The sequence below is a fragment of the Shewanella algae genome (assembly GCF_009183365.2).
GTDB lineage: Bacteria > Pseudomonadota > Gammaproteobacteria > Enterobacterales > Shewanellaceae > Shewanella > Shewanella algae.
The window spans coordinates 3,160,272-3,186,429 of record NZ_CP068230.1 but is presented as its reverse complement, the minus strand read 5'-3'; the positions used below and the strand labels follow the sequence as shown (position 1 = coordinate 3,186,429).

General features: G+C 53.0%; 28 protein-coding genes. 18 read left to right on the top strand and 10 right to left on the bottom strand.

What is annotated here, in order from left to right; all coding sequences use genetic code 11:
• Window positions 1-80: 80 nt before the first annotated feature.
• A complete protein-coding gene (locus E1N14_RS14295; protein WP_039033819.1) occupies window positions 81-1,910 on the bottom strand; it encodes an ABC transporter ATP-binding protein in 1,830 nt (609 codons plus the stop codon).
• Window positions 1,911-2,188: 278 nt separating this feature from the next.
• Here E1N14_RS14295 and E1N14_RS14290 point away from each other — a divergent pair, with 278 nt between their 5' ends.
• The 7 genes from E1N14_RS14290 to E1N14_RS14260 all read left to right on the top strand — a co-directional run bounded on the left by E1N14_RS14290 (window position 2,189) and on the right by E1N14_RS14260 (window position 9,924).
• A complete protein-coding gene (locus E1N14_RS14290) occupies window positions 2,189-3,802 on the top strand; it encodes a DNA-3-methyladenine glycosylase 2 family protein (RefSeq protein ID WP_025012085.1) in 1,614 nt (537 codons plus the stop codon).
• A 106-nt stretch (window positions 3,803-3,908) separates the two neighbouring features.
• Window positions 3,909-4,478 (top strand): methylated-DNA--[protein]-cysteine S-methyltransferase, encoded by a 570-nt coding sequence (locus E1N14_RS14285; RefSeq protein WP_081737192.1) that lies wholly within the window; start codon window positions 3,909-3,911, stop codon window positions 4,476-4,478.
• A gap of 87 nt (window positions 4,479-4,565) precedes the next feature.
• Window positions 4,566-5,027: a dual specificity protein phosphatase family protein gene (locus E1N14_RS14280; RefSeq protein ID WP_025889437.1), complete on the top strand. Its 462-nt coding sequence runs from the start codon at window positions 4,566-4,568 to the stop codon at window positions 5,025-5,027.
• Between the two features lie 84 nt (window positions 5,028-5,111).
• Complete coding sequence (locus tag E1N14_RS14275) at window positions 5,112-6,629, top strand: phospholipase D family protein (RefSeq protein WP_062794001.1); 1,518 nt, start codon at window positions 5,112-5,114, stop codon at window positions 6,627-6,629.
• Between the two features lie 75 nt (window positions 6,630-6,704).
• Complete coding sequence (locus E1N14_RS14270; protein ID WP_025012086.1) at window positions 6,705-7,601, top strand: chemotaxis protein; 897 nt, start codon at window positions 6,705-6,707, stop codon at window positions 7,599-7,601.
• A 141-nt stretch (window positions 7,602-7,742) separates the two neighbouring features.
• Window positions 7,743-8,963, top strand: coding sequence for a serine/threonine transporter SstT (gene sstT / locus E1N14_RS14265; RefSeq protein ID WP_025012087.1), 1,221 nt, complete (start codon window positions 7,743-7,745; stop codon window positions 8,961-8,963).
• Between the two features lie 625 nt (window positions 8,964-9,588).
• Entirely contained in the window at window positions 9,589-9,924 is a 336-nt protein-coding gene (locus E1N14_RS14260) for a hypothetical protein (protein ID WP_224866361.1), read from the top strand.
• An 86-nt stretch (window positions 9,925-10,010) separates the two neighbouring features.
• Here E1N14_RS14260 and E1N14_RS14255 read toward each other — a convergent pair whose 3' ends face one another.
• Window positions 10,011-10,664, bottom strand: a complete 654-nt coding sequence (locus E1N14_RS14255) for an RluA family pseudouridine synthase (RefSeq protein ID WP_044734802.1) — start codon at window positions 10,662-10,664, stop codon at window positions 10,011-10,013.
• A gap of 99 nt (window positions 10,665-10,763) precedes the next feature.
• Window positions 10,764-11,357 carry an acyl carrier protein phosphodiesterase gene (locus E1N14_RS14250; RefSeq protein ID WP_028781043.1) on the bottom strand — a complete coding sequence of 198 codons (594 nt, stop codon included), beginning with the start codon at window positions 11,355-11,357 and terminating at the stop codon, window positions 10,764-10,766.
• A gap of 146 nt (window positions 11,358-11,503) precedes the next feature.
• Here E1N14_RS14250 and E1N14_RS14245 point away from each other — a divergent pair, with 146 nt between their 5' ends.
• From E1N14_RS14245 to E1N14_RS14200, 10 genes are all read left to right on the top strand, one after another.
• Window positions 11,504-11,665, top strand: a complete 162-nt coding sequence (locus E1N14_RS14245; protein ID WP_156030645.1) for a hypothetical protein — start codon at window positions 11,504-11,506, stop codon at window positions 11,663-11,665.
• A 58-nt stretch (window positions 11,666-11,723) separates the two neighbouring features.
• Window positions 11,724-12,761 (top strand): tRNA preQ1(34) S-adenosylmethionine ribosyltransferase-isomerase QueA, encoded by a 1,038-nt coding sequence (gene queA / locus E1N14_RS14240; protein WP_025011472.1) that lies wholly within the window; start codon window positions 11,724-11,726, stop codon window positions 12,759-12,761.
• Window positions 12,762-12,910: 149 nt separating this feature from the next.
• Complete coding sequence (gene tgt, locus E1N14_RS14235; RefSeq protein ID WP_028781041.1) at window positions 12,911-14,035, top strand: tRNA guanosine(34) transglycosylase Tgt; 1,125 nt, start codon at window positions 12,911-12,913, stop codon at window positions 14,033-14,035.
• A 28-nt stretch (window positions 14,036-14,063) separates the two neighbouring features.
• Window positions 14,064-14,396, top strand: a complete 333-nt coding sequence (yajC, locus tag E1N14_RS14230; RefSeq protein WP_025011473.1) for a preprotein translocase subunit YajC — start codon at window positions 14,064-14,066, stop codon at window positions 14,394-14,396.
• Window positions 14,397-14,413: 17 nt separating this feature from the next.
• Window positions 14,414-16,264, top strand: coding sequence for a protein translocase subunit SecD (gene secD, locus E1N14_RS14225; RefSeq protein ID WP_044734800.1), 1,851 nt, complete (start codon window positions 14,414-14,416; stop codon window positions 16,262-16,264).
• An 11-nt stretch (window positions 16,265-16,275) separates the two neighbouring features.
• Window positions 16,276-17,223 carry a protein translocase subunit SecF gene (secF, locus tag E1N14_RS14220; RefSeq protein WP_028781039.1) on the top strand — a complete coding sequence of 316 codons (948 nt, stop codon included), beginning with the start codon at window positions 16,276-16,278 and terminating at the stop codon, window positions 17,221-17,223.
• Between the two features lie 249 nt (window positions 17,224-17,472).
• Entirely contained in the window at window positions 17,473-17,790 is a 318-nt protein-coding gene (locus E1N14_RS14215; protein ID WP_025011475.1) for a putative signal transducing protein, read from the top strand.
• Between the two features lie 30 nt (window positions 17,791-17,820).
• The gene (locus tag E1N14_RS14210; protein WP_025011476.1) at window positions 17,821-18,180 is read left to right on the top strand and encodes a rhodanese-like domain-containing protein; all 360 of its coding nucleotides are present in this window, start codon (window positions 17,821-17,823) and stop codon (window positions 18,178-18,180) included.
• Window positions 18,180-19,091: a precorrin-2 dehydrogenase/sirohydrochlorin ferrochelatase family protein gene (locus E1N14_RS14205; protein ID WP_025011477.1), complete on the top strand. Its 912-nt coding sequence runs from the start codon at window positions 18,180-18,182 to the stop codon at window positions 19,089-19,091. The genes E1N14_RS14210 and E1N14_RS14205 overlap by 1 nt, the downstream gene beginning before the upstream one ends.
• Window positions 19,092-19,146: 55 nt before the next feature.
• On the top strand, window positions 19,147-19,695 hold the full coding sequence (locus E1N14_RS14200; RefSeq protein WP_025011478.1) for a YaeQ family protein: 549 nt from the start codon (window positions 19,147-19,149) through the stop codon (window positions 19,693-19,695).
• Between the two features lie 82 nt (window positions 19,696-19,777).
• Here E1N14_RS14200 and E1N14_RS14195 read toward each other — a convergent pair whose 3' ends face one another.
• The 3 genes from E1N14_RS14195 to E1N14_RS14185 all read right to left on the bottom strand — a co-directional run bounded on the left by E1N14_RS14195 (window position 19,778) and on the right by E1N14_RS14185 (window position 23,738).
• Entirely contained in the window at window positions 19,778-21,220 is a 1,443-nt protein-coding gene (locus E1N14_RS14195; RefSeq protein ID WP_025011479.1) for a carbon starvation CstA family protein, read from the bottom strand.
• A 134-nt stretch (window positions 21,221-21,354) separates the two neighbouring features.
• Window positions 21,355-22,065, bottom strand: coding sequence for a two-component system response regulator BtsR (btsR, locus tag E1N14_RS14190; RefSeq protein WP_025011480.1), 711 nt, complete (start codon window positions 22,063-22,065; stop codon window positions 21,355-21,357).
• Window positions 22,062-23,738 (bottom strand): sensor histidine kinase, encoded by a 1,677-nt coding sequence (locus E1N14_RS14185; protein WP_025011481.1) that lies wholly within the window; start codon window positions 23,736-23,738, stop codon window positions 22,062-22,064. The genes btsR and E1N14_RS14185 overlap by 4 nt, the downstream gene beginning before the upstream one ends.
• Window positions 23,739-23,859: 121 nt before the next feature.
• Between E1N14_RS14185 and E1N14_RS14180 the strand changes: the two genes are divergently transcribed.
• A complete protein-coding gene (locus E1N14_RS14180; RefSeq protein WP_025011482.1) occupies window positions 23,860-24,102 on the top strand; it encodes a YecH family metal-binding protein in 243 nt (80 codons plus the stop codon).
• Here E1N14_RS14180 and E1N14_RS14175 read toward each other — a convergent pair.
• The 4 genes from E1N14_RS14175 to E1N14_RS14160 all read right to left on the bottom strand — a co-directional run bounded on the left by E1N14_RS14175 (window position 24,096) and on the right by E1N14_RS14160 (window position 26,158).
• The gene (locus E1N14_RS14175) at window positions 24,096-24,446 is read right to left on the bottom strand and encodes a hypothetical protein (RefSeq protein WP_025011483.1); all 351 of its coding nucleotides are present in this window, start codon (window positions 24,444-24,446) and stop codon (window positions 24,096-24,098) included. The genes E1N14_RS14180 and E1N14_RS14175 overlap by 7 nt on opposite strands.
• A complete protein-coding gene (locus E1N14_RS14170; protein ID WP_025011484.1) occupies window positions 24,433-25,101 on the bottom strand; it encodes an AAA family ATPase in 669 nt (222 codons plus the stop codon). Before E1N14_RS14170 ends, E1N14_RS14175 begins: the two co-directional genes overlap by 14 nt.
• A 72-nt stretch (window positions 25,102-25,173) precedes the next feature.
• A complete protein-coding gene (locus E1N14_RS14165; RefSeq protein ID WP_025011485.1) occupies window positions 25,174-25,476 on the bottom strand; it encodes a PilZ domain-containing protein in 303 nt (100 codons plus the stop codon).
• Window positions 25,477-25,753: 277 nt separating this feature from the next.
• The gene (locus E1N14_RS14160) at window positions 25,754-26,158 is read right to left on the bottom strand and encodes a phosphate-starvation-inducible protein PsiE (protein WP_028781034.1); all 405 of its coding nucleotides are present in this window, start codon (window positions 26,156-26,158) and stop codon (window positions 25,754-25,756) included.

Genomic DNA, 26,158 nt, shown 5'->3' with positions numbered 1-26,158 from the left:
GAAGGCTAAAAAAACAGGAAGCCGCGATGGCTTCCTGGAATGTTGTTCTATGCTGAAAAGCAGGGCGGTATATAGATATTTTAGTCTACACCAATAAAACCGCCTGTTTGGTGGGCCCACAGCTGGGCGTAAATCCCTTTGCTGCGGATCAGTTCCTGATGGCTGCCTTGTTCGACGACTTTGCCCTGATCCAGCACTATCAATCTATCCATAGCGGCTATGGTTGATAGCCTGTGAGCGATAGCGATAACGGTTTTTCCTTCCATCAGTTGATAGAGGCTTTCCTGAATTGCCGCTTCCACTTCCGAGTCGAGTGCCGAGGTGGCTTCATCCAGGATCAGGATTGGCGCATCTTTCAATAGCACTCTGGCGATGGCAATACGCTGCCTTTGACCGCCGGATAATTTGACACCCCGTTCACCCACCTGGGCATCCAGCCCGGTATTTCCCGACGGATCTGTCAAAGAGGCGATAAACTCACTGGCCTGGGCCTTAATGATAGCCTGCTCCAGTTCCTCTTCCGTGGCATCGGGACGACCATAAAGAATATTTTCTCTGATGGATCTGTGCAGCAAGGAGGTATCCTGAGTCACCATGCCTATCTGTGAGCGCAGCGAATCCTGGGTGACTTTACGTATATCCTGACCATCTATCAGAATTTTTCCCTTTTCCACATCATGAAAACGCATCAGCAGATTGACCAAGGTGGACTTACCGGCACCCGAGCGACCCACCAGTCCGACTTTTTCACCTGGCTTGATCTGTAAATCCAGGCCTTCCAGCACGCCGCTCTGTTCTCCATAGTGAAAGCTGACCTTATCGAAATCGATTTGCCCTTGCTCAACCAAAATGGCTTTGGCGTCTTCAGCATCCAGAATGCGGGTGGGTTTGGACAGGGTGCTCATACCATCGGCCACTGTCCCTATATTTTCAAACAGTGAGCTGATTTCCCACATTATCCATTGCGACATGCCGTTGAGGCGCAGAGCCAGGCTGACGGCAATCGCTATGGCGCCGACACTGATGGCACTGTCGCTCCAGAGCCAGATGGATACGGCTGCCACGCTAAAGGCCAGGAAATAGTTCAGTAGCTGCACACTGACGTTAATTCCGGTGACCAGACGCATCTGCCGGTGCACGGTATCCAGGAAGGTTTTCATGCTCGACTGAGCGTATTCGGCTTCCTGTTGGGTGTGGGAGAAGAGTTTGACCGTGGCAATATTGGTGTAGCTGTCGACGATTCGACCCGTCATGGTTGAGCGGGCATCGGCCTGCTCGGTAGACACGGCTTTCAGCTTGGGCACGAAATACCACTGCAGGCCGATATAGATGGCAAGCCATGCCAACATGGGCAGCATCAAGCGCATATCGGCACTGGCTATCATCACCAACATGGAGGTGAAATACACCATTATGTAGACCAGCACGTCCAAGAGTTTCATCACGGTTTCCCGCACCGCCAGAGAGGTTTGCATCACCTTGGTGGCAATGCGGCCGGCAAAGTCGTCCTGATAGAAGGAAACACTCTGTTTCAACAGGTATTTGTGCGCCAGCCAGCGGATAGCCATCGGATAGTTGCCCAGCAGACTTTGGTAGACAATCAAGGCGTGCAGCAAGATGAGTACAGGCAAGAGCACGAGTACCAGCAAGGTCATGCCGAGTAACTTGAGTCCTTCATCCTGCAGCAGGGTTTGTGGATCCTTGTCTACCAGCCAATCAACCAACTGCCCCATAAAGCCAAACAGCGACACTTCCAGCATGGCCAGAATTGCGGTCAATATTGACATCAATATCAGCGGTCGCTCGAAACCTTTGGTGTAGTGGCGGCAAAAAGCATAGAGCCCTTTGGGCGGCGGAGATGGTTCTATATCCGGCAGTGGATCCGTCCAGTGTTCAAAGCGGGAAAACAACGTCTTTATCATGGCCTTCTCTTGGCAAACTGTTATGGGCGATTTATCTCTTGGCAAAGAATGATTCTTGCCCGGTTATGCGGGCAGACATCGGGCCTTGCGGATCTGGAGTGATTTTTATTCAAGCCGTTCCAGCATACCCAATTTTTATCTGTAGGGCAGCTATTATTCCGGATCAATAGTTTGGGTTTGGTCTCGGGGTTCAGTTCCGTTTTCCGCTGGTTTCCCCCGTGTTCGCGGGGTAATCTGCATCCAGGTTATAGACGATAGCGAAACAGATGATGACGATTTTTACCGAGCTCAGCACCGACACCTGTCGCCGGGCGAGACTTAGTCGCGATCCCAGGTTTGATGGCCGCTTCTTTATCGGGGTGAAGACGACGGGGATCTATTGCCGGCCTATCTGCCCGGCGGTGGCGCCGAAAGAGGAAAATGTCGATTACTTTTTCTCGGCCGCCGCCGCGGCAAATCAAGGTTTGCGCCCCTGTTTGCGTTGCCGGCCGGAAAGCGCGCCCGGCTCCTGTGCCTGGAAAGGCACGAGAACCACGCTGGAGCGGGCGGTAACCCTGATAGAGCAGGGCGCCTTGAGCGGCGAGTCGGCGAAAGGTGTCGAGCACTTGGCACAGCGCCTCGGGATCAGCAGTCGTTATCTGCGCAAGCTGTTTGTCGAAGCGCTGGGCCTGTCTCCCAAGCAATACGCTGCGTTTCAGCAGTTGATGTTTGCCAAGCAGCTGCTGCACCAAACCCGGCTCCCTATCACGCAGGTGGCCTTGGCTGCGGGATACACGAGCATTCGCCGCTTCAACGAAGTGTTTCAGAGTCAGCTGCAGCTTACCCCGTCGGCGCTCAGACGCAGCGCTGATACGCAAATGGACGACAGTAACAGGCTGCAACTTTTTTTGAGTTACCGGCCGCCATATGCCTGGCAAGCGTTGCTTGATTTCTATCGCCTGCGGGCGGTAACAGGAATGGAGTGGTTTGAACTTGATGGCCGCCAGGGCTATGGTCGCAGCCTGTTACTCAACAGCGACAAAGGCGGGTTCAAAGCTTGGTTTTTTGCCGAGTTGCAGGCCTCGCAAAATAGAGTCGCAGTTACCCTGGCATTGGAAGAGGGCGCCGAGTTTAGCTTGTTACCGGTATTGGTCAATCGGATAAGAAGGATATTGGATCTCGACGCTGATATGCAGCAGGTTGAGCAAGTGTTGCAACCTCTCACACTGGCAGACTCCACCTTTGGTTGGGAGCCGGGGCTGAGGCTGCCGGCAGTAGGCTCTCTGTTTGAAGCCGGGGTGCGGGCTGTTCTGGGCCAGCAGGTCAGCGTTACCCAAGCCACAAAACTGTTGGGGCAGTTGGTGGCTGTCAGAGGTGAGAGGCGAGTTATCGCCGGGCGCGAAATCAGCTTCTTTCCCGAGCCAGAAAGCATGTTGGCGGCGGACTTTGACGAGTTGAAAATGCCCGGAAGCAGAAAGACGGCATTGGCTGAGTTGGCGCGTTTTCAGCTTGAGCATGGTGATACCGAGCCCGAGGCTTGGCTCAGTTTGAAAGGGATTGGCCCCTGGACCATAGCCTACGCCAGAATGCGCGGGTTGTCGGATCCTGATGTGTTGCTCGGCGGCGATTTGATAATCCGTAAACGTCTGCTGACGCTGTTTGGTAAAACGGCAATCTCGACCGGGGTAAACGGGAACTTGGCTCAACTCAACCCGGATTCGGCTAAACAAGGTGCAGTTGGTCAGCATAAAGGCAAGAAAAGTGCTGACAAGAAAAGTATGGACAACAAGAGTGACGCCAAGAAAAGTGCGGCCCATTACCAAGCGTTACTGCAAGGTGTCACTGAAGCGGCGTCGCCCTGGGGCAGTTATCTTACTCTACAACTTTGGCAGTCGGCATAGAACCCATTAATAGCAATGAATGAAGAGCTCTGAGATGGGTTGCAGAGGTGACAGGCATCAGGGTCAAACTCCTATTCAAAAGCCATAAAATCAAGGGATTAATCCTATGAATACACAAGATAAACCGAGCTTGGCCGTATCGCTGAGTAAAGAGTGGCCGGCAGCAGAATTGGTGCCGGTAGCGGAGCTTATCATGGATTCGGCTGTGGGCCGGCTATGGCTTGCTGCGGGGCCCCATGGGCTGTCACATCTGTCGGTTTTGACGGGGGATGACAGAGAGCGCCGGATCCCGCTGGCGAGCGCGAATGCGGCGCAAAAGGCGCGGGCTGAGGCGATATTGGCGCAGACCAAGAGCCAGCTATTGGAGTATTTTGCCGGTGCCAGACAGGTCTTCGAGTTGCCTTTGGCTCCCAAGGGGACACGCTTTCAACGCACCGTTTGGCAGGCGTTGGTGGGTTTGTCCTACGGCAGCTTCACCAGTTACGGCGAGCTGGCCATAAAGATTGATAACCCGAAAGCGGTCCGCGCAGTCGGCACTGCCAATGGCGCCAACCCGATAGCGATTATCGTGCCTTGTCACAGAGTCATAGGCAAGGATGGCAAGTTGACCGGTTATGCCTGGGGCCTGGCCATGAAGCAACAACTGCTTGACTTGGAAGCAGGTCGTCCAAGTTAATCTTTTGGCATAAATCAACGAAATCCTCTGGCGATTTGAGGTATTCTGAAGCCTGACTGAAGTCGCGTATTACTGAGGAAAACACAGATGCAACCACTCTTTTGGCTGGAAGAGGGAGAGTTGGCAGGAAGCCGGGGCCCAGCAGGCCAGAACTGGGATCTCGATGAGCTGCAGCGCTCCGGGATAGGCGCGATTCTTTCCCTGGCTGAAAATGTGGCGGCCGATTGGCCTCAGTCGCCATTTGAGTTTGCCTGTATCCCTTTGCCGAGTGGAGAAACCCCGCTGGATGCCGATTTACGGCTCTGTGTCGAGCAGTTGCCCAAGGCGCTCGACTTTATCAAGCGCCAGCGTGCAGCCGGGCTAGGGGTACTGGTTCATTGCGAGTCTGGGCAAAACCGTACCTGTCTGTTGCTGGCCTACTATCTGATGGAACATGGTGTGGCACCGCTGCATGCGGTTGCCCGTATTCGAGCGGTGGCCGATGCTGCCTTTGAATCCCATGGCTGGGATCAGTTTGTGTTCGATGTGCTCTATGCTTTACAGGAATAGCAAGCCAGAGCTGGAGGCGGGAATGCTGGATCCCGGAACGAATTAATGCTTGAATACTCTTCACTATTTCGAAGAATATTCAAAATGTTGCCACAGTTTGGAATACTGTTGATCCTCTTGTCCTTGCTGAGTGCCTGTAGCTCGGCACCGACACGAGATCCCGCTTACAGCGACTCCAGCTATCTGGCAACGCCGGAGAGTTCTGTCTTGCTGGATTATCTGGAACCTCAATTGTCCATCCACCCATCGCAGACGGGCGTGCTGCCGTTGGCCGAAGGTGTCGATGCCTTTATTGCCAGGTTGGCGCTTATCCGCAGTGCCCAGAGCAGTATCGATCTGCAGTACTACATTTATCGGGCCGATGAAACCGGCAAAACCTTGGTGTGGCAACTGTTGGAAGCCGCTGAGCGCGGTGTGCGGGTAAGGCTGCTGCTGGATGACACCACGAGTGCGCCGCTCGAATCCGGACTGGCGGCCTTGAATCATCATCCCAATATTCAGGTTCGCCTCTATAACCCGGTATATTCCCGCACCTTCAGAGGATTGTCTTGGCTGTTCAGTTTCGCCCGCTTGAACCACAGAATGCACAATAAGTCGCTGACGGTGGACAACATGGTTTCTGTGGTGGGAGGGCGCAACATAGGCAATGAGTACTTTTCTGCCAACGATGAACTTGAGTTCGGTGACTTTGACTTGCTCGCCATAGGAAAAGCCGTACCGGCTATCTCTGATCAGTTTGATCTTTACTGGAATGCGCCGCTGACCATTCCACTTGAGCAGCTGCTGCCCAAGCGTCTGACCCGGGAAAAACTGCTGCAGGCCGATGCCAAGATGCGGCTGGAGCAGCAGGCGATGCAGGATCACCCTTATTATCAGCGCCTGTTGCAGAGCCAGTTGATAACCAACATGGAGCAGCAGCAACTCGACTGGTATTGGGGCGAAGCCAAGGTGTTGTTTGACCCGCCCGATAAGCTGCGCAGCGCCGAGCCCGAGAGTTGGATGCTGGCCGATATTGGTCGTTTTCTGTCCCAGGTTGAAAACAACATACTGATCATCTCGCCCTATTTTGTGCCCACCGCCAAAGGGGCCGATGCCCTGGCACAGGCGGTAGCCAATGGCATTGAGGTTACTGTGGTGACCAATAGCCTGGCAGCCACAGATGTAGTGGCCGTGCATGCCGGCTACAAGAAGTATCGTAGGCAACTGCTGGAAGCCGGTGTCAGCCTCTATGAAGTCAAGGCCGACCCTGACCATAAGCCTTCTTCATGGCGCGGCAGCTCACGCACCAGTCTACATGCCAAAACTTTTGTGCTGGACGATAAAGATGTGTTCGTCGGCTCGTTCAATTTTGATCCCCGCTCTGCCTGGATCAATACTGAAATGGGAATTCTGCTACATCAGCCCAAGCTTGCCGAACACATGCAGCGGCAACTGGGCGGCGCCTTACTGCGCAATGCTTACCGATTGGCGCTGGAGGAGGATGAGCTTGTGTGGCACGACGATGCCAAACAAGAGGTGTTCTATAATGAGCCTGCCGCCGGTTTCTGGCGCCGTCTCAGTGCCGATATCCTCAGCCTTTTGCCTATTGAGTCGCAATTGTGAACTGCAGTAGGCCACCATAGGTTCAAGCCTGTGTTATCCTGAAGCGTTTAACTTATTGTCTGTTATGGTGTTGTTATGAAGAGTAAGGCCAATCAATCTCAGGGACTGCTGCTGTTTCATCTGTCGGCAAGCCAGCTGTTTGCCATCGGCACCTTGAAGATCCGTGAGTTGGTACCTTATATGCCACTAAACCAGATCCCCCAATCTCATTCAGCTGTGATGGGTGCGGTAAACTTCAGAGGACACACTATTCCCGTAGTGGATATGGCGGCGGCCGTTGGTTATCGCCCGGTCACCGCAGAGGAGCGCAAGAGCTGTTTTATCATCATCACAGATTGTCAGCGGATGGAGATAGGCTTTCTGGTTCGCGGCATAGACAAGATCCTCGAATGTAACTGGCGTGATATTGAATCACCACCGGATAATCTGGGACGCAATGCCTATCTGACCGGGGTGACCCGTTACGACAATAAGCTGGTGCAACTGCTGGATGTTGAGTTGCTGCTGTCGAAGATTTTCCCGATTGCGGCCCAGAGTGTGGCCATGCTGACCGATGTGCAAAGGGAAAGGTTGAAACCGCTGCGGATCTTGCTGGTAGACGACTCCAAGGTGGCCAGAAAGCAACTGTCCGATGCGCTGGACTCCATAAATATCCCCTATGAAGTTACCTCAAACGGTGCTCAGGCTTTGGCCATCATGGAAAAGGCCGCGGCCGAAAAGCGCCCTGTGGATCTCCTGGTGAGCGACATCGAAATGCCGGGTCTGGATGGTTATGAACTCGCCTTTGAGGTGAGAGACAAACCGGCACTCGCCGGAGCTTATATTATTCTGCATACCTCGCTTTCCAGTGAGATCAGTGTCAGCCAGGCGCACCAGGTAGGTGCCAACGAAGCCCTCACTAAGTTCGATGCCCATGAACTTATTGATGCCATGCTCAGAGGCGCCCAAATTGCACAAGATAGTCAAAAATGACATCACTGTTGCCAAAATGCGTGCTCAGGGTTATCCAGACGACACAAATAGGCTTCAAAGCTAGACATTAGCGGTTTCATCCGCTAAAAACGTAACTCCTGTGGCACTGGTGCCAGAAAGATAATAACGACAGGTCAGGCAATGAACCAATCTTCTTTACTTTTGGCCCGATTGGCCAAGAGCAGTCTTGTACTGCAAATCCTTTTGGGGATCATCGCGGGCATGGGGCTCGCACACTTTGCTCCGGAATGGGCAAAGAGCGTTTCTTTCCTTGGAGATCTTTTTGTCGGCGCGCTTAAGGCGATAGCGCCGATCCTGGTATTTCTGCTGGTGGCGGCATCGATTGCCAATCAGAAGAAAAATACCAAGAGCAATATGCGGCCAATTATCGCCTTGTACCTGTTCGGTACTTTTGCCTCGGCACTTACAGCTGTGGTAATGAGCTTTATGTTTCCCACCACACTCAAGCTCAGGGCGCCTGAACAGTTACTGTCGCCGCCGCAAGGTATTCTGGAAGTTCTCAATACTCTGTTGTTCAAATTGGTCGACAACCCAGTCAATGCTCTGATGAATGCCAACTATATCGGTATTCTGGCTTGGGGTATTGGTCTTGGATTGGCACTGCATCATTCCAGTGATTCGACCAAACAGGTATTTGCCGATGTCAGTCATGGGATCTCACAGATGGTGCGCTTTATTATCCGCTTGGCGCCGATAGGCATTTTCGGTCTGGTGGCCGTGACCTTTGCCGAGAGCGGTTTTGAGGAAGTGTACAATTATGGCCGTCTGCTAGGCGTCTTGCTGGGAAGCATGGCTATCATAGCCCTGGTCGTGAATCCGCTCTTGGTGTTCTACAAGACAAGACGCAATCCTTACCCGCTGGTGTTCGCTTGTCTGAGAGAGAGCGGCGTAACCGCCTTCTTTACCCGTTCGAGCGCCGCCAATATTCCGGTGAACATGGCCTTGTGTGAGCGTCTCAAACTGCATAAAGACACCTATTCGGTTTCTATTCCTCTGGGGGCCACTATCAACATGGGCGGCGCGGCAATTACCATTACCGTACTGACCCTGGCAGCTGTGCATACCACAGGCACCAGTGTCGACCTGCCTACCGCCTTGCTGTTGAGCCTGGTGGCCGCTGTGTCGGCTTGTGGTGCCTCCGGGGTAGCCGGTGGTTCACTGCTGCTGATCCCTCTGGCTTGTAGCTTGTTTGGCATCAGCGACAGCATCGCCATTCAGGTGGTGGCTGTTGGCTTTGTTATTGGGGTCATTCAGGATGCGGCCGAAACTGCGCTGAACTCTTCCACCGATGTGTTGTTTACCGCGGCAGTCTGCCAGGCCGAAGAGCGCAAGCTAAGCTAAGGAAGGTGCGAACAAGCCCCATGTGTGCTCTGCGTCGACTTACAGGCCTGGATGCAAGGCGTGGTTCGCAGCAAATGGCCCTAGTCCTTTGCAAGAAGCACAACACAGCAGGCAGGCCTGTAAGCCACGCCCTTCGGGGCTTTCACAGCAACCGGCTCTCTGCGTTATCCGACTTCGACAGGCCCCGGCATGCCTTCAGTCAGATGCCTTGAACGCCAATTGCTGTGCAAGCCAGAGTGCCACGAGGACTTATTCGCACCTTCCCTAAGAAATATTGTTGAAGATAAAGGGCGGCCTTGGGGCCGCCCTTTATTTTTGGCCTCCATTTGCCATGGTGTGACCGTTCAAACGGCCGACGGGAAGGGCATTGTGTGAGTCATTTCATAAATTGCTTAAATTAGCCGCAATAAGTGATCTTGATCACACTTTTATTTTCTCACTGGGCTACACTGCGCACATTCGAGAGATTTTATTCTAACTTATTGGTTTTTAATGATTTGGAATCAAATTTTTCACTTTTATGTTACTTTTGGCCGGGTAAAGGGGCACTATGAGTTCTATGCTTAATGTCATGCATTTGGGGTCAGCTAAAGAGGCTGGGCTGACATGGTTTAAAGGTATGGATATGTCTGGAGTAGAAAAGCGCAAGCGTCTGCACCGACAGAACGAACAACAGCGAGAATTTCTTGGTTGTTGGCAGGATAGTCGCCCCGGCAGTGGTGAAGAGCTGACTCTGTATCGTGAAGGTGGCAAGCTGTTTCTGGAAACCTGGTTCAGCGATGGTTGCCACAGCGTGGATGAGATGAAGTCCAAACAGACCAATGCCGGTTTATGTCTTGAAGATATGGGTGGTAACCTGTTTGGTGAGTACTTTATTTTAACCGCAGAGGGCAAGCTGCAGTTTTGCACAGAAGGAGGCGATAGCTTCAGTCTGGAACCCAAATCTGTGATGAGTGCCTGATAGCAGTCTGACTAAGTCTTGAAAAGAAAACGCCTGCTTAGCGGGCGTTTTCTTTAGCTGTTTTTTCTAAGGCTGTCTTGTAAGGGTCAGAAAGGTGACAGGCTGACAAAGTGCATCTCGGCGCCCGAGTAAGGGTGGCAAAATGCCAGGCTGGCAGCATGCAGACAGAGCCGCGGACGGGCATTTTCAATCTCACACCCACCATAGAAATCATCCCCTAAAATAGGATGCCCCAATGCGAGCATGTGGACTCTGAGCTGGTGAGTCCGGCCGGTTTCCGGTTGCAATGCCACCAGGCTGGAATCTTCACGGTGCTCAAGTACCTTGTAGTGAGTGACCGCTCTCTTACCTTGCTCCGAGACTTGCTGCAGAGGTGGATTGGCCTTGTCCGCTGCCAGTGGCAAGTCAATGACACCGGCTGGCTGTTCAAGATATCCTGCCACCTCGGCCACATATAGCTTATCGCTTTGCCGCTCCTGAAACTGAGTCTTGAGGCTGGACTCGGCGGCCTTGTTGCGGGCGAAAACCATGATCCCTGAAGTGGCGCAGTCCAGCCTGTGCACCAATATGGTTTCCGGATACAGGCGTTGCAAGCGGGTGAGGGCGCAGTCATGGGTTACGGCGGCGCGACCAGGGTTGGACAATAGCCCGGATGGCTTGTTGATGATAATAATATCGCGATCCAGATAGCGGATATCGAGCCAGGGCAGGGCCGGTGGGCGGTACTCAAAAACTTGCATGAACTCTCCTTCGTGAAGGCGCAATTCTAACAAAGCCATAGGCCCGGCAAAAGTGGCTTTGTGGGTTCACCGAACGTGGCAGTTGGCACTTTGCCTCAATCAGAGAAATTCTGCCGGGGTCTTTCTGGCCCATATCCGGCTGTAAGCCATCAATTGTGGGTAAAAGGTTCGAAAGGCGATTTCAATTTCGGTATCGAGTTTTTGCAGCGCCTGTTGGGCGCCGTTGAACAGCTCAGGTTTTGAAAGGCGACGACTCACACCTGTCACCGCACTGTTGAGTCCCTGGCGGCTTTGATAACTCAATAGCCAATTCTGCTGTTCCATCACAGGCGCCAGTTTGGTTAAGCCTTCGGGTAGGGAGGGAGTTTGCCTTAGGCTCTCGTACGCCTTGTTGCAAAAGGCAGCTAAAGGTTGATGATGATATTCCTCCCAGTATTTGGCCAGCATATGGTCAAAGGCCAAATCCATCAGTACAGGCGCCACTCTGGCAAGCGGCTTGGGGAAAGTACGCACTAACTCGCGGGTTAACTCGTGGCTATCGGTCAACTTGTCTATCTGTCTGTGGAGCCAGAGCCCTTGTTGCAAATGTTTGGGGAACTGTTGGATATTGCCTTTGGCAAAGTCGCCGGCGAGATTGGCGCCGAGAGAGGTTTGGCTGATATCGGCCAGATGCAGGTGTGCAAGGAAGTTCATATTGGCTACTGGGTGTCGAATTCGCCCTCAAGTTACCATGACAAGCCGGCAAATGAAAACAGTCTCTGGCGCCTCGATGAATGTTCTCTTTTTGCTCAGTGAAATAAGATGCTACGCTTAGCGTTCGGTGACGCAGAGGATCAAGGATGATTTGGGACTGGTTCAATAAACTTATCAACAAAACGCCACGGCCCCAGAGACGCAGGGTCGAGGTGGACATTCCGTTCGAGCAACTCGAATATCGGCGCGAGCCCTTCGATGACAACAAGCCCCTTGCCGAAACGGCAAACGAACCGCTGGAGCCTTGATCTTAACGCCTCAAATCCCTAGACTAGCCGCCGTTTCCAGCTAAGCCGAGGCCCATTCATGCGTGTAGCAGACTTTTCTTTCGATCTTCCAGAGGAACTGATTGCCAAGTTCCCTATGGAGAAACGCAGTGCGTCCAGATTATTGACTCTGGATGGTAACAGCGGGGCCCTTAGCGACTGCCGCTTCACCGAATTGTTGAACCTGGTTCAGCCCGGCGATCTCATGGTCTTCAACAATACCCGGGTTATTCCGGCGCGCCTGTTCGGGCAGAAGGCAACCGGCGGTAAGCTGGAAATCCTGGTGGAGCGGATGCTGGATGATAAGCGGGTGCTTGCCCATGTGCGCAGCTCCAAGTCGCCGAAAGAAGGCAGTGAAATTTCACTCGATGGCGGCTTCAAGATGTTGATGAGAGCGCGTCACGATGCGCTGTTTGAACTTGAACTGGTATCCGGTTCGAGTGTGCTCGAAGTGCTTGAGCAGGTGGGCCATATGCCGTTGCCACCCTATATCGACCGTCCCGATGAAGATGCCGACAAAGAGCGCTATCAAACAGTTTATAACCAAACCCCGGGCGCGGTTGCGGCGCCGACAGCCGGTTTGCACTTTGATGACAATATGTTGGCCGAGCTGAAAGCCAAAGGCGTGGATATTGCCTTTGTGACCCTGCATGTTGGCGCCGGTACTTTTCAGCCGGTGAGGGTCGATAACGTACTGGAACACAAGATGCATTCTGAGTGGGCCGAAGTGCCGGCCGAGGTGGTGACAAAAATCCACAACACCAAGGCGGCAGGGAAACGGGTGATCGCGGTTGGCACCACTTCGGTGCGCTCGCTCGAGAGCGCAGCCCGCGCCAGTGAAGGCGAACTGCAGGCCTTCAAAGGGGATACAGATATTTTCATCTATCCCGGATATGAGTTTCAGGTAGTGGATGCCATGGTCACCAATTTCCACCTGCCGGAGTCGACGCTCATCATGTTGGTCAGTGCTTTTGCCGGCTTTGATGAGGTGATGAACGCCTATCGGCACGCTATTGCCGAAAAATACCGCTTTTTCAGTTACGGTGATGCCATGTTTGTGACTAAAAAAGCTCACTGATTACGACTTTTGTTTTAAAATACCCGCCTCAATGAGCGGGTATTTTGTCTTAAGGGTGAACCTTTTGCCTTTTTGACCCTCTGTTGTCTATACGCTGCGGCCTAAGTCCGCGTAATTAAGGTCAGACTGTTTCTCTGACGAGGTAAATCATGAAATTTGAATTGGATACTACTGATGGCCGCGCACGCCGGGGCCGATTGATTTTTGACCGTGGCACAGTCGAGACCCCGGCTTTTATGCCGGTTGGAACTTACGGCACTGTGAAGGGGATGACTCCGGAAGAAGTGCGCGCCACCGGAGCCGATATTCTACTGGGAAACACTTTCCACCTCTGGCTGCGCCCAGGTGAAGAGATCATGCGTAAGCATGGTGACCTGCACGATTTCATGAACTGGCAGCGGCCGATTCTCACCGACTCGGGTGGTTTCCAGGTTTTCAGCCTCGGTGATATCCGCAAGATCACCGAAGAAGGAGTGCATTTCCGCTCGCCCATTAACGGCGAAAAGATTTTCATGGATGCCGAGAAGTCGATGCAGATCCAATATTCGCTCGGCTCGGATGTGGTGATGATTTTCGATGAGTGCACGCCGTATCCGGCCACTCATGACGAAGCCCGCAAGTCGATGCAGATGTCACTGCGCTGGGCAAAACGTTCACGGGACGAGTTCGACCGCCTGGAAAACCCCAACTCACTGTTCGGGATTATCCAGGGCAGTGTCTATGAAGATCTGCGTGATGAAAGCCTCAAGGGCTTGTTGGAAATAGGTTTTGACGGTTATGCCGTCGGCGGCTTGGCTGTAGGGGAACCCAAGGCGGACATGCACAGAGTACTGGAGCATGTTTGTCCGCAGATCCCAACAGACAAGCCCCGTTATTTGATGGGGGTAGGCAAACCGGAGGATCTGGTTGAAGGCGTACGTCGCGGTATCGACATGTTTGACTGTGTGATGCCAACCCGTAATGCCCGCAACGGCCACCTGTTTGTCACAGAAGGTGTTATCAAGATCCGCAACGCGCGGCATCGTGACGACACATCACCGCTGGATCCGGAATGTGACTGCTATACCTGTAAGAACTACTCACGGGCGTATCTGTACCATCTGGACCGCTGTAATGAAATTCTCGGGGCCCGTCTCAATACCATACATAACCTGCGTTACTACCAAAGGTTAATGGAAGGTTTGCGCGGCGCCATTGAGACAGGTACATTAGACGCCTTTGTGAAGGACTTCTATGGTCGTCAAGGCCGTGAAGTACCTGAATTGGTGGATTGATTTTATTTGCTGATAAGAAGAGAAAAATATGTTTATTTCAAATGCTTACGCTAGTGCGGCCGGTGCTCCTCAGTCTGGCGGCACCATGGAATTGGTGTTCATGCTGGTGATCTTCGGTCTGATCTTCTATTTCATGATCTTCCGTCCTCAGTCCAAGCGTGTTAAAGAGCACAAAAATCTGATGGCGTCCCTGGGTAAGGGCGACGAAGTCCTGACCAGCGGTGGCATCATAGGCAAAATTGCCAAGATCAGCGACGAGAATGATTATGTTCTGCTGAGCCTGAACGACAGCACCCAGATCACCATCAAAAAAGATTATATCGCGGCGGTATTGCCAAAAGGCTCTATCCAGTCGCTATAAGCCAAGGGGGCTGAGGCGTGTTAAATAAGTATCCTTTATGGAAGAACCTGATGGTGGTGATTATCATCGCCATCGGGGCTTTCTATGCCGTACCTAACCTCTTTGGTGAGGATCACGCGGTACAAGTGGTGGGCACCCGCGGTGCGGATGTGACTGTCACTACCCAGACACAGGTTAACGACTTGCTGCAAAGCAAGGGGATAGGTGTCAAGCGTTCCGAGTTGGAAAACGGTCAGTTACTCGTCAGAGTCAACAATGCCGAACAGCAGTTGTTGGCCAAAGAAGCGATAGCCGAAGCCTTGGGTGACAAGTTCAGCGTGGCGTTGAACCTGGCACCGGCCACACCGGCTTGGCTCGAGTCTCTCGGTGGTTCACCGATGAAACTGGGTCTTGACCTTCGTGGTGGTGTGCACTTCCTGATGGAAGTGGACATGGGCGAAGCCATTCGCAAGATGGAAGAAGCCAAGATCGCCGATTTCCGCAGTCAGCTGCGGGAAGAGGGGATCCGCTACTCGGGTGTCAAGGCTACGGCCAAAGGTATTGAGATCAAGTTCCGCGATGCCGAGAACCTGGCCAAGGCCGAGAGTTTCCTCAAAAGTCGCTCCAACGATATGGTATTCAGCGATGCCAGCGAGGGCAGCAACTTTGCCCTGATGGCCACCATGAGCGAAGTCTACCTCAAGCAGGTGAAAGAAGACGCTCTGTCGCAGAACATCACCACTATTCGTAACCGGGTGAACGAACTTGGGGTTGCTGAACCCGTAGTACAACGTCAAGGCGCCGAGCGCATTATCGTTGAACTGCCTGGGGTACAGGATACGGCTCGCGCCAAAGAGATCCTCGGGGCGACCGCTTCCATTGAATTCCATATGGTCGATGAGAAAGCCGACATGAACGCGGCGCAATCGGGACGGGTACCACCCGGTTCCGAGGTGTATCCTCGTCGTGAAGGCGGTATTGCCGTATTGAAGAAAGAAGTGATGCTGACCGGTGATCATATTACCGGCGCTCAGCCAAGCTTTGACCAATACAGCCGGCCTCAGGTGAGTATCAGCCTAGACGCCAAGGGCGGCAGTATCTTCTCCAACGTGACCAAGGACAACATCGGCAAACCGATGGCGACCCTGTTCATCGAGTATAAGGACAGCGGCAAGCGTAACCCTGACGGAAGCGTGAAGATGGATAAGATAGAGGAAGTGATCTCTGTCGCAACCATTCAGGCTCGCCTCGGCCGTAACTTTGTTATCACGGGTCTGTCTCATGGTGAAGCCCAGAACCTGGCGTTGCTGCTGCGTGCCGGCGCGCTGATTGCACCTGTATCCATAGTGGAAGAACGCACCATAGGCCCAAGCCTGGGTGCCGAAAACATTGAAAATGGGATGCAGGCGATGCTCTGGGGTATGGCAGTGGTATTGATCTTCATGCTGATCTACTACCGCGCCTTTGGTGTTATTGCCAACCTGGCGCTGTGTGCCAACCTGATCATGGTTGTTGGTGTGATGTCGATGATCCCGGGCGCAGTACTGACTCTGCCGGGTATCGCCGGTATGGTGCTGACAGTGGGTATGGCGGTGGATGGCAACGTGCTTATCTATGAGCGTATCCGTGAGGAGCTTCGCGCAGGTCGCAGTGTTCAGCAGGCTATTCATGAAGGTTATGGCAACGCGTTCTCCACCATTGCCGATGCCAACATTACCACCTTCATCACCGCACTTATCCTGTTCGCAGTGGGCAGCGGCGCCATTAAAGGCTTCGCCGTGACCCTGATGATAGGTATCGCGACATCCATGTTTACCGCTATTGTCGGCACCCGGGCGATTGTAAACGCCATGTGGGGCGGAAAGCGCGTGAAAAAACTGTCGATCTGAGGAAGCTGATTATGTTGCAGATTTTATCATTTAAAGGCTCTATCAACTTCCTGCGTCACGCTCTGCCCATCAGTATTATGTCGGCAGTGCTGGTAGTGGCTTCCCTGGCTTCCCTGGCAACCAAGGGGATCAACTGGGGACTGGATTTCACCGGTGGCACCTCTGTCATCATGGAATTCAGCAAACCCGCTAACCTGGACGAGCTGCGTCTTGCCCTGGACACTGAGCTGACCTCGGGCGCCGTGGTACAGAACTTCGGCTCCAGCCGCGATGTGGTAGTGCGCCTGCAGGTGCGAGAAGGCATCAAGAGCGACCTTCAGGTCAAGGAAGTCTTCGCCGCTGCAGCCAAACAAGACCCGGCTGTGCAGCAAAAGAGTGTAGAGTTTGTCGGCCCTCAGGTCGGTAAGGAATTGGCAGAGCAGGGCGGCCTGGCGGTACTGGTTGCGCTTATCTGTATTCTTATCTACGTCTCTTTCCGGTTCGAGTGGCGTCTGGCCATGGGCTCGGTTGCCGCATTGGCGCACGACGTGATAGTGACACTGGGCTTGTTCTCCTTCCTGCAGTTGGAGTTTGACCTGACGGTACTGGCAGGCTTGCTGACCGTGGTGGGTTACTCGCTCAACGATACTATCGTGGTGTTTGACCGTATCCGTGAGAACTTCCTCAAGATGCGTAAGGCAACACCTGTGGAAGTGGTGAATACCTCAATCACCCAGACCATGAGCCGTACCATTATCACCACCGGAACCACGCTTATTACTGTGGTTGCGCTGTTCCTCAAGGGCGGCACTCTGATCCATGGCTTTGCCACGGCATTGCTGATGGGGATTTTGGTGGGTACTTACTCCTCCATCTATGTGGCGAGCTTCCTGGCAATTAAGCTTGGGATCAATCGTGAGCATATGATGCCGGTGGAAGTAGAGAAAGAAGGCGCCGATCAGCCCTCGCTGATGCCCTGATAAACCCAAGTTGAGAAAGCCACCCGCGGGTGGCTTTTTTGTGTCTGGATAGCTGGAAACGATTTTGAAGTCAGGCTCCCCAATCAGTTTTTGGTGTAGATTTGCAGTTTTGTTATCAAAAAGTAAATTCACTTAATTCTGTCACTCGACAGTCCAGGCGTTTATCAGTAGCATGGGCAGCGGATCCTTCCACAGGATCCATTCCTTAATTTCTCTGCTGCGGCAGAGCCTAAAGTTGTCGGAAGAAACATGGAAGAACGAAAAGTCATGGTAGCCGGTGGTAATCTGCTGCAGGCTCATACCTGGAAGGGAATGCTTGAGACCTCAGGATTGAGGGTCGAACTGCGTGGTGAAGCTCTGCTGGGCGGTGTGGGAGAGTTGCCGGTTGATATGCAAACCGTTGAACTTTGGGTCCCGGAATCTCAGCAGGAGCAGGCTCAATCGCAGCTGGCCAGTCTCAATGCCGATAGACCCCAGTGGCAGTGCCTGCAATGTCATGAATTCAACGATGCCAGTTTTGAGCTCTGTTGGCAGTGCAGCGCCGAACGCAGCGAGTGCCATAATTAAGTTATCGCTGGCACAGCCGGAGAGTGGCAAATGACAAACAGCCTTGATTTTATGGCCTTGGTCGAACAGGCAAGAGGCCAGGTCCGTGAGCTGAGCATTGAAGAGTATCAGCAGGACGACGGTTGGCAACTCATCGATGTACGTGAAGATCATGAGTGGCTCATAGATCGTCTGCCGCTGGCCAAACACTTGTCCCGCGGCATACTGGAGCGTGATATTGCCAAGCGATTTCCGGACAAGTCGGCCGCACTGTTACTCTATAGTGGCGGTGGGCAACGCGCCTTATTGGCAGCACTGAGCCTGCAACAGCTGGGATACCGAAATGTGGCCTCGCTTGCCGGTGGTTATCGAGCCTGGTGCGCCCACGAACTGCCTTTGGTACAGGATTAATGCAATATTTTCCCCTTTTTGTTGATACATCGCGGATAAGAGTGCTGCTGGTCGGTGCCGGTGAAGTGGCCAGCCGCAAACTGGATCTCTTGGCCAGAACCGAAGCCGAAATTCACGTTGTGGCGCCCAAGGTGAGCGCCGAGGTGGAAGCCTATGCGGCCAGCGGCCGAATTTGGCTGTCGCGCCGATGCGCAGAGGAGCGGGATCTTGCCGAGCGAGAGCTGGTTTATCTGGCTACAGCCGACAGTCATCTGAACCAAACCCTGGCGTCCAAGGCACGCGAGCTTGGCGTATGGGTCAATGTGGTCGACACCCCATCCGAGTGTGATTTTATCACCCCCTCAATCGTCGATAGAGGGCGACTGGTAATGGCTATCAGCACAGCAGGCGCCGCGCCTGTGTTTGCAAGAGACTTGCGAGCCAAACTTGAAACTCTGCTGCCGCCAAGCCTCAGCCCTTTGCTGGATTTTATCGCCGAGCACAGAGAGGAAGTGCAGCAGCGCCTGCCTTCGGTGGATGCCAGGCGGCGCTTCTGGGAGCATTTCTTTAAGCTCAATGGTGACAGGTTTGACGCCAGCACCCGGGAGAATTTCGAGTTGAGCTTTGCCTTAGGTGAAGCCCAAGGGGAGTTACTGCTGTTGGCAGATGATTGTCATCTGCAGTTGTTGCCGCTGGCCGCGATGCCTATGCTGCAGCGGATAGACAGCCTGATAACAGATGCCGCCCCTACGGCTGAGTTGCTGGAGCTTATCCGCCGGGACGCGTCACGTACTGCGCCCATGGCAGACAGCGGCCTGTTGGCATCCTATCAAGCCGGTATGCGGATGTTGCGTCTTGCCGACGCAAACGAAGTCGCCAGGCTCAAGGCGGCGTTTCCGTTCGCCAAACATTTGCGCCCCGGCGCTATTTAACCCCTTTATTTCCTTATTGAGGCAGCATCAGCCTCCTTATCACAGAGAAGTTATCATGGCCTTGAAGGCGAGTATTTTTAAAGTTCAGCTCAGTATTGCTGACATGGACAGGCATTATTATCAGGATCATCAACTGACCATTGCCCAGCATCCGTCGGAAACCGACGAGCGTATGATGGTGCGCTTGCTGGCTTTTGCGCTCAATGCCACTGACAGTTTGGCCTTCAGCAAGGGCTTGTGTGTCGATGATGAGCCTGAACTGTGGGATCGCGAGCTCAACGGTGATATTCGTTTGTGGGTCGAGTTTGGCCAGAGCGATGAAAAATGGCTGCGCAAGGCCAGCGGCCGCGCCGGCGAAGTGCAGCTGTTTGCCTATGGTGGCCGCAGCGTGCCTATATGGTGGCAACAGAATCAGCATGCCTTTAACCGTTATGCCAACCTCAAGGTGTGGGAGATACCCGAAGAGCAGGTGAAGGAGATGGCGCAATTGGTCAGCCGCTCAATGAAACTGGGCTGCAATATCAGCGACGGGATTATTTACCTGAGCAACGACAGTGCCAGTGTGATGGTGGAGCCCAAGGTGTTGAAGCCCTTGGCGCTGTGATTGTTTCGGTTGCTGTGAGTTGTTTTAAATAACAAGAGCCGCCTCAAAAGGGCGGCTCTTGGGTTATGCAGGTTTCCTGAGCTTAACCCTCTTCAGGGATCACCTCATCGACCTCGTTACGGCCTTTGGCCTTTATTATCACCAGGGCGGTTACCAGCAGGGTCACCACTATGCCGCTGATGGTGGATACTGTCATTGGCAGACCGGCACCCAGGGTACTGGAGTTGAGCAGGAAGCTTATCACTACCGTGGTCATAAACATTGCCGGAATGGTACAGATCCAGTGCAGCTTGTTGTGACGCAGCAGGTAGGCCGAGGCTGTCCACAGCATCATTACCGCTGTTGCCTGGTTGGCGACCCCGAAGTAGCGCCAAATTACACCGAAGTCTACCTGAGTCAGTATCGCCCCTATGATGAACAGCGGAATTGCTAGCATCAATCGCTTGGGCATCTCTGTCTGAGGCATATTGAAGTACTCAGACAAGATCAGCCTGGCAGAGCGGAAGGCGGTATCGCCGGAAGTGATAGGCAGAATGATGACTCCAAGCACCGCCATAAAACCACCGACAGCACCGAGAAGACCGGTTGAAGCACCGTAAACCACGTTGGCAGGGTTGCCGTCCATACCGGCTTTAAGCCCTTCGACGCCGTCGAAGAAAGACAGGGCCACCGCACACCAGATAAGGGCAATGATACCTTCGCCTATCATGGCGCCGTAGAACACGAAGCGGCCATTGGATTCATTTTCAACACAGCGGGCCATCAAGGGAGACTGGGTTGCATGGAAACCTGAAACGGCACCACAGGCGATGGTGATGAAGAGCGCCGGCCACAGTGGGGCATTGTCCGGATTCAAGTTCTGCAGGAAGTCACCGGCTTCAAAGCCCGGCAGCAGAGTATGCTCACTGGACAGCACTATGGCTATGGTCAAACCGACAGACATGAACAGCAGCAAGGCGCCGAAGAAGGGATAAAGGCGACCTATGATTTTGTCTACCGGCACTATGGTGGCAATCAGGTAGTAAACAAAGATGATGCCGACAAACAGGCCGACGCTGCCGCCGGTGAGTTTACCGAGCAAGCCGGCCGGAGCTGAGATAAACACCACACCCACCAACAACAGCAGTATGATGGCGAAGATGTTCATAAAATTCTTGGCGCCTTTGCCAAGGTATTTACCCGCCAGGTTAGGCACTGACTGACCGCCGTTACGTACCGACAGCATGCCGGAGAAGTAGTCATGCACGGCACCGGCAAAGATACAGCCGATAACAATCCACAACATGGCCGCCGGGCCGTAAAGGGCCCCCAGAATAGGGCCGAAAATAGGGCCCACACCGGCTATGTTCAGCAGTTGGATAAGGTAGACTTTGCCCTTGGACATGGGCACATAGTCGACACCATCTGTTTGGGCGTAGGCGGGTGTTTGTCTTTTATTGTTAATCCCGAATATTTTTTCTACAAAAGTACCGTAGATGAAGTAGCCGCCGATCAACAGACCGACACACAGCAAAAACCACATCATAGTTGTTATCTCCCCGATTTGAGTTGACGCAATTGTAAACACTTTGGTTACAAGGCCCAGCGGGAACTGGGTCAGCGGTCAAAAGTCGGGGGTGAGCGGTTATCTAGGGCGCCGAGCGGTTGTTAGCTTGTGCTTTACTGGTAACCAAACAGCTGTTTCAGCGGCTTGAGAAAGCGTCTCGATACCGGGATCTTGGCGCCGCTGCGGGTGGTGACCTCGGCGCCTGTTTCCAGCAGTTCTATCTCGGCAATGGCAGTGGGCGCCACCAGATACTGGCGATGGCATCTGAGCAGCGGGGTTTTTTCTTCCAGTAGCTTCAGTGTTAACTGGGTATGAACCTTCTCCCTGGCGGTCGCCACATGCACCCCACTGAGATCGCTGAAGACAAACTCCACCTCGGTGACAGGGACCACCTTGAGACGGTTGCCGCTGAAGCAGGGCAGGTGTTGCAGTTGTTGCGGCGCTATGGCCGACAGCGACTGAGGCCTGAGATCCCGGCGAAGCTTATCCAGGGTCTGGCTGAGGCGCTTCTCATCCAGGGGTTTGAGCAGATAGTCGAAGGCATGGTTATCGAAGGCCTTGACGGCAAATTCATCGTAGGCGGTAACAAACACCACTCTGGGCATATTGTCGGGATCCAGCATGGCGATAAGCTCCATGCCGCTGATCCTTGGCATTTGAATATCCAGGAACAGCAATTGAGGCTTGAGCTTGGCTATCGCTTGCATGGCCTCTATGGCGTTGCCACATTGGCCGAGAATTTCAATGTCGCCGGCCTGAAGCAGCAGCTCTGCCAACTCTTCTCGGGCAAAAGGTTCGTCATCGACAATAAGGCAAGTGATCACAGGGCTGTTTCCGTTATGGGTAAATGTATGCTGACTCTAGTGTAACTGTCGCACCGGCATTCGACACTGACACCGTAATCTGTGCCGAAGAGATTCTGTATTCTTTTGTGCACCAGGTTCATCCCCAGGCCGTCGGATTCTTCGGCGGGTTGATAGAGCCCTGCATTATCCGTGACTTCCAGTATGAGTCTGTCATCGGTGCGGCGGCCTTCTACCTGAATACGGCCAGTGTCTATCAGATGCGAAGTGCCGTGTTTGACCGCGTTTTCTATGATGGGTTGCAGGGTAAAGGCCGGCACTCTGATCGCCAGTAGAGATTCGGGAATGGCAATATCTACCTCAAGCTTGTCAATGAAACGGGCTTTTTCTATGGTGAGATAGGCTTCGATATGCTCAAGCTCATCTCCCAGGGTCACCAGGCCGGCAGTACGCTTGAGGTTAATCCGTAAAAACTGACTCAGCTGTTGCAGCAAGGTTCTGGCCATGGGCGGATCGCGACGAATGATAGCCCCTATGGTATTGAGCGCGTTGAACAGGAAATGCGGGTTGACCTGAGCTTGCAACAGTTTGAGCTCGGCCTGGGTCAGCAGGTTTTGCTGCTGCTCGAAACGGCCGTAGAGAATCTGATTCGACAGCAGGCGGGCGATACCTTCCCCCAGAGTACGGTTGATATTGAGAAACAGCTTGTTCTTGGGTTCATACAGTTTAATGGTCCCTATGACCTCGTTGTCGCTGCGAAGCGGGATCACCAAACTGGAGCCTAATTTACAACCGGGGGAGATGGAGCAGGCATAGGGAACCTCTACTCCGTCGGCAAACATCACCTTATTCTGCTGTATGGCATCCAGGGTTATTTGGGACGATATCAGGGTGCCGGGCAAGTGGTGATCGGCTCCTATGCCGATAAAGGCCAAGAGTTTTTCCCTGTCTGTGATGGCCACGGCGCCGACACTGGTTTCCTCTATGACTATCTTGGCAACCTGGGTGCTGGTTTCCTCGTTGAAGCCGGAGCTCAAGAGGCCCACACTGCGCTCGGCGATTTTCAGCGCCTTGGTAGAGAAACTGGACGAGAGTTTATCGAACATGGTTTTTTGGTCCCGCACCATGCTCATAAACAGGGCTGCGCCTATGGAGTTGACCAGCAACATGGGCGGGGCTATTTGACGCACCAAATCCCAGGCTTCATCAAAAGGCTCTGCCAGTAGCAGGATAATGCTCATCTGCATCATCTCGGCATAAAAGGTGATAAGACACACCAGAATGGGATTGAATACCAACTCGGCCTTGCCCTGACGGCGCAGATAATAGCTGATCATCCCGGCGGATAAACCTTCCAGGGTGGTGGAAACCGCGCAGGCCAGATCGGTAAAACCACCCAAGCTATACCTGTGTAAACCTCCTGTCAGGCCGACCAGCAAACCTGTTGTCGGGCCGCCGAGCAGGCCACCGAGTACGGCGCCCATGGCGCGGGTATTGGCGATGGCACCATGGGTCTGCTCACCAAAGTAAGTGGCCATGATGCAAAAGCCGGAAAATACCAGATAGAGAAAGATCTTATGGGGCAGCCGGGTCGATGCCTCAGTAAACAGCTTGAACAAAGGGGTCTTGCTGACCAGATAAACAATCACCAAATACAGGCTCATCTGTTGTGTCAGCAATAGAATAAGGGACATGAAAACTCCTCTTGCGCAAGCAAACCGCCGCCATAATGACAAACAAGTTGCGCAAAATCAGGGAATGCTGCAGCAAAATCCGTTAAAAATCGGCAGCGACTCATTATTTTGTGGAGGATACATGAATTCTTCGGTACATGGCCATCAGGTGCTGCAGTTGTTGCTGGAACAAACCGCTCCCATTCAGAGGAACAATCTCAAGGCACTGATGCAGGAGCGTTTCGGTAAAGACGCCCGTTATCATACCTGCAGCGCAGAGGGAATGGATGCCGACGCCTTGCTCAACTTCCTGGCCGCCAAGGGCAAATTTATCGAATCACCTCAGGGGCTGCGCACCCTTGAGAGCAAAATTTGCCGTCACTGAGTTTCGCCTGCCTCATCTCGGGCGATCATTTCGGCCTGGGCTTTATCGCTCAGGTTATGAAAGTCGCGAATGAAGATCCGCAGTAGCCTGGATTTGGCAATACCTGTCTTACGGGCGATGCTGTCCAGCTGGCTGATGCTGGCTTCGGTCAAGGTAAAAGTGGCATGGCGATAGAGACGGGTGGATTTTTTATCCAGACCCGTTTGGGATTTGGCGGCCGCTATCCCGGTTAAGCGGCTGGGTTTCCCATGGGCATAGTTGTTGGCATCTTCGATAAAATCCTCGACAGAGACCTTCTTTGCCTTGGGTTTGATCTTTTGGCGTTTGAGATCAGTTAAGCTCATAAGAGTTTTCCGGCGGAATGGCTAACAGCTCGTCGGCGATATTGCGAATTTCCTCGGCGGCTTTTCCATCGGGCTCAATTTCGATGACCGAGGAGCCTTTTTCTTCGCTGTCATCATAAATGTTACGGCTGAAGGTCACTGAATCCAGCACCCTGAGACCGAATGAGTTGACCACATCCTTGGCTTCAAGAATGCGTTTGAACTGTGAGGGCAGGGCCGGGCATTGGGTCAGTACAATTGTCGCCACCATCTTGGGATTGACCATCTTACAGGTGCTGAGCATATCTTCCATATGCGGCAAGGTCTTCAAATCGCGCCGCTTGGGCCTCAAGGGGATCACCACATAGCTGGCAACCGACATGGCGGCGCGCATTGCCAGGTTGTCCTGACCGCCACAGTCGACTATCACATAGTCGAAACGTTCATCGAGACTCAGGAGATCGTTGCGGATCTTGCCGTAGAGCTGAATACAGTTGATGGCCGGCAGGGAAGGGTCATTGTTACGGGCCTGGATCCAGTCGGATGTGGTGCGCTGTGGGTCACAGTCGACCATCAGTACATTGGCCTGATATTTCTGGGTAATGTGTACAGCCAAATTCTGGGCCAGGCAGCTCTTGCCACTACCACCTTTCTCCCCACCTACGAGCAGTATCATGAATTTTCTCCCCGTGTCCTCGGTACTTATGTTGAATTAAAGTATAGAACACCCCGGATACTGCGTCGGAGTCTAGATAAGTTGCATAGCGATGTGAAAACTCTTTGGATGACTCTCGCTGCAACGGCACACCTGTCCTTTTACAGTGTTTTGGGCATCGGTTCCGGCATGGAAGGTCACGGATACCAGTTCTCCCAAGGCAAAAGGCTGACTGTATTCAAACAAAATTCCCCGTCTGGACAGATCGATACAGACACCATCGTCAATGTGCTCATTGCCCGCTTTATCCAACCAATGAAGCCTGATCCGCTCCGCCTCCAGATCGACTCGCAGTGATCTGCGTCTTTCGATAAAGTCATCCAGATTTTCATCCATGTCGGTCCCCTTTAATTCAATGGATAGTCGGCAGTTTCCCATGCATTATCTAAGTTAGAGTCACTCGTTGCCGTGTATGCATCCAAGGCCAAGGTCGAACTACCCTGATAAACCTTTCTTGCCCTATTTGCCACCACAGCTTTTATTTTTGCTGAGTGAGTCAACTCTCATGTGCAATGGTATAAGTGTTTTAAAAATAGCATAGATTTGTCGGTAACTGCGGCCGGTTATCTCGAGCCGATAAAAAAGAACCCGGCGTTTGCCGGGCTCATTGAATTCAGTTGTCATACTCTTGATTCTTGGGGTAGGGCATCTTCAACTGCCCCCAGCGGATCACTATTACGGTTGCCGCCAGTACCAGGGTCGAGATTGAAATGGCTACTATGCGCCAATCCTCCATCGACTTCATATCCAAAATTAAGTAACGGGCCAAAGCTACAATCGCGATATAGAGTGGCATACGTACAGGCAACTTGCCGGACTCGGCATAATTGGCCACCATTGCCAACACTTCCAGATAGATAAACAGTAACAGCAGATCGGCAAGGGCCACAGCCCCCATTTTGAAGATATGCACTATCTCCTGGCCAATGGCGACAACTGTGGCAATGGCAATAACAATCAACACCAGATGTTCGACGGCTTTAAGGCTCTTAGAGCCGTATTTGCGATACAGTTCCAT

Bases quoted from the DNA above. Each gene is read 5' to 3' on its own strand.
- E1N14_RS14275 (WP_062794001.1), top strand. From the start codon at position 5,112: ATGTTGCCACAGTTTGGAATACTGTTGATCCTCTTGTCCTTGCTGAGT.
- secF (WP_028781039.1), top strand. From the start codon at position 16,276: ATGTTGCAGATTTTATCATTTAAAGGCTCTATCAACTTCCTGCGTCAC.
- E1N14_RS14255 (WP_044734802.1), bottom strand. From the start codon at position 10,664: ATGCAAGTTTTTGAGTACCGCCCACCGGCCCTGCCCTGGCTCGATATC.
- E1N14_RS14250 (WP_028781043.1), bottom strand. From the start codon at position 11,357: ATGAACTTCCTTGCACACCTGCATCTGGCCGATATCAGCCAAACCTCT.
- E1N14_RS14160 (WP_028781034.1), bottom strand. From the start codon at position 26,158: ATGGAACTGTATCGCAAATACGGCTCTAAGAGCCTTAAAGCCGTCGAA.
- E1N14_RS14210 (WP_025011476.1), top strand. From the start codon at position 17,821: ATGACAAACAGCCTTGATTTTATGGCCTTGGTCGAACAGGCAAGAGGC.
- E1N14_RS14215 (WP_025011475.1), top strand. From the start codon at position 17,473: ATGGAAGAACGAAAAGTCATGGTAGCCGGTGGTAATCTGCTGCAGGCT.
- E1N14_RS14260 (WP_224866361.1), top strand. From the start codon at position 9,589: ATGTCTGGAGTAGAAAAGCGCAAGCGTCTGCACCGACAGAACGAACAA.
- E1N14_RS14245 (WP_156030645.1), top strand. From the start codon at position 11,504: ATGATTTGGGACTGGTTCAATAAACTTATCAACAAAACGCCACGGCCC.
- E1N14_RS14200 (WP_025011478.1), top strand. From the start codon at position 19,147: ATGGCCTTGAAGGCGAGTATTTTTAAAGTTCAGCTCAGTATTGCTGAC.
- E1N14_RS14280 (WP_025889437.1), top strand. From the start codon at position 4,566: ATGCAACCACTCTTTTGGCTGGAAGAGGGAGAGTTGGCAGGAAGCCGG.
- E1N14_RS14175 (WP_025011483.1), bottom strand. From the start codon at position 24,446: ATGAGCTTAACTGATCTCAAACGCCAAAAGATCAAACCCAAGGCAAAG.
- tgt (WP_028781041.1), top strand. From the start codon at position 12,911: ATGAAATTTGAATTGGATACTACTGATGGCCGCGCACGCCGGGGCCGA.
- queA (WP_025011472.1), top strand. From the start codon at position 11,724: ATGCGTGTAGCAGACTTTTCTTTCGATCTTCCAGAGGAACTGATTGCC.
- E1N14_RS14165 (WP_025011485.1), bottom strand. From the start codon at position 25,476: ATGGATGAAAATCTGGATGACTTTATCGAAAGACGCAGATCACTGCGA.
- E1N14_RS14285 (WP_081737192.1), top strand. From the start codon at position 3,909: ATGAATACACAAGATAAACCGAGCTTGGCCGTATCGCTGAGTAAAGAG.
- E1N14_RS14290 (WP_025012085.1), top strand. From the start codon at position 2,189: ATGATGACGATTTTTACCGAGCTCAGCACCGACACCTGTCGCCGGGCG.
- E1N14_RS14205 (WP_025011477.1), top strand. From the start codon at position 18,180: ATGCAATATTTTCCCCTTTTTGTTGATACATCGCGGATAAGAGTGCTG.
- E1N14_RS14180 (WP_025011482.1), top strand. From the start codon at position 23,860: ATGAATTCTTCGGTACATGGCCATCAGGTGCTGCAGTTGTTGCTGGAA.
- yajC (WP_025011473.1), top strand. From the start codon at position 14,064: ATGTTTATTTCAAATGCTTACGCTAGTGCGGCCGGTGCTCCTCAGTCT.
- E1N14_RS14270 (WP_025012086.1), top strand. From the start codon at position 6,705: ATGAAGAGTAAGGCCAATCAATCTCAGGGACTGCTGCTGTTTCATCTG.
- sstT (WP_025012087.1), top strand. From the start codon at position 7,743: ATGAACCAATCTTCTTTACTTTTGGCCCGATTGGCCAAGAGCAGTCTT.
- E1N14_RS14195 (WP_025011479.1), bottom strand. From the start codon at position 21,220: ATGATGTGGTTTTTGCTGTGTGTCGGTCTGTTGATCGGCGGCTACTTC.
- E1N14_RS14185 (WP_025011481.1), bottom strand. From the start codon at position 23,738: ATGTCCCTTATTCTATTGCTGACACAACAGATGAGCCTGTATTTGGTG.
- E1N14_RS14170 (WP_025011484.1), bottom strand. From the start codon at position 25,101: ATGATACTGCTCGTAGGTGGGGAGAAAGGTGGTAGTGGCAAGAGCTGC.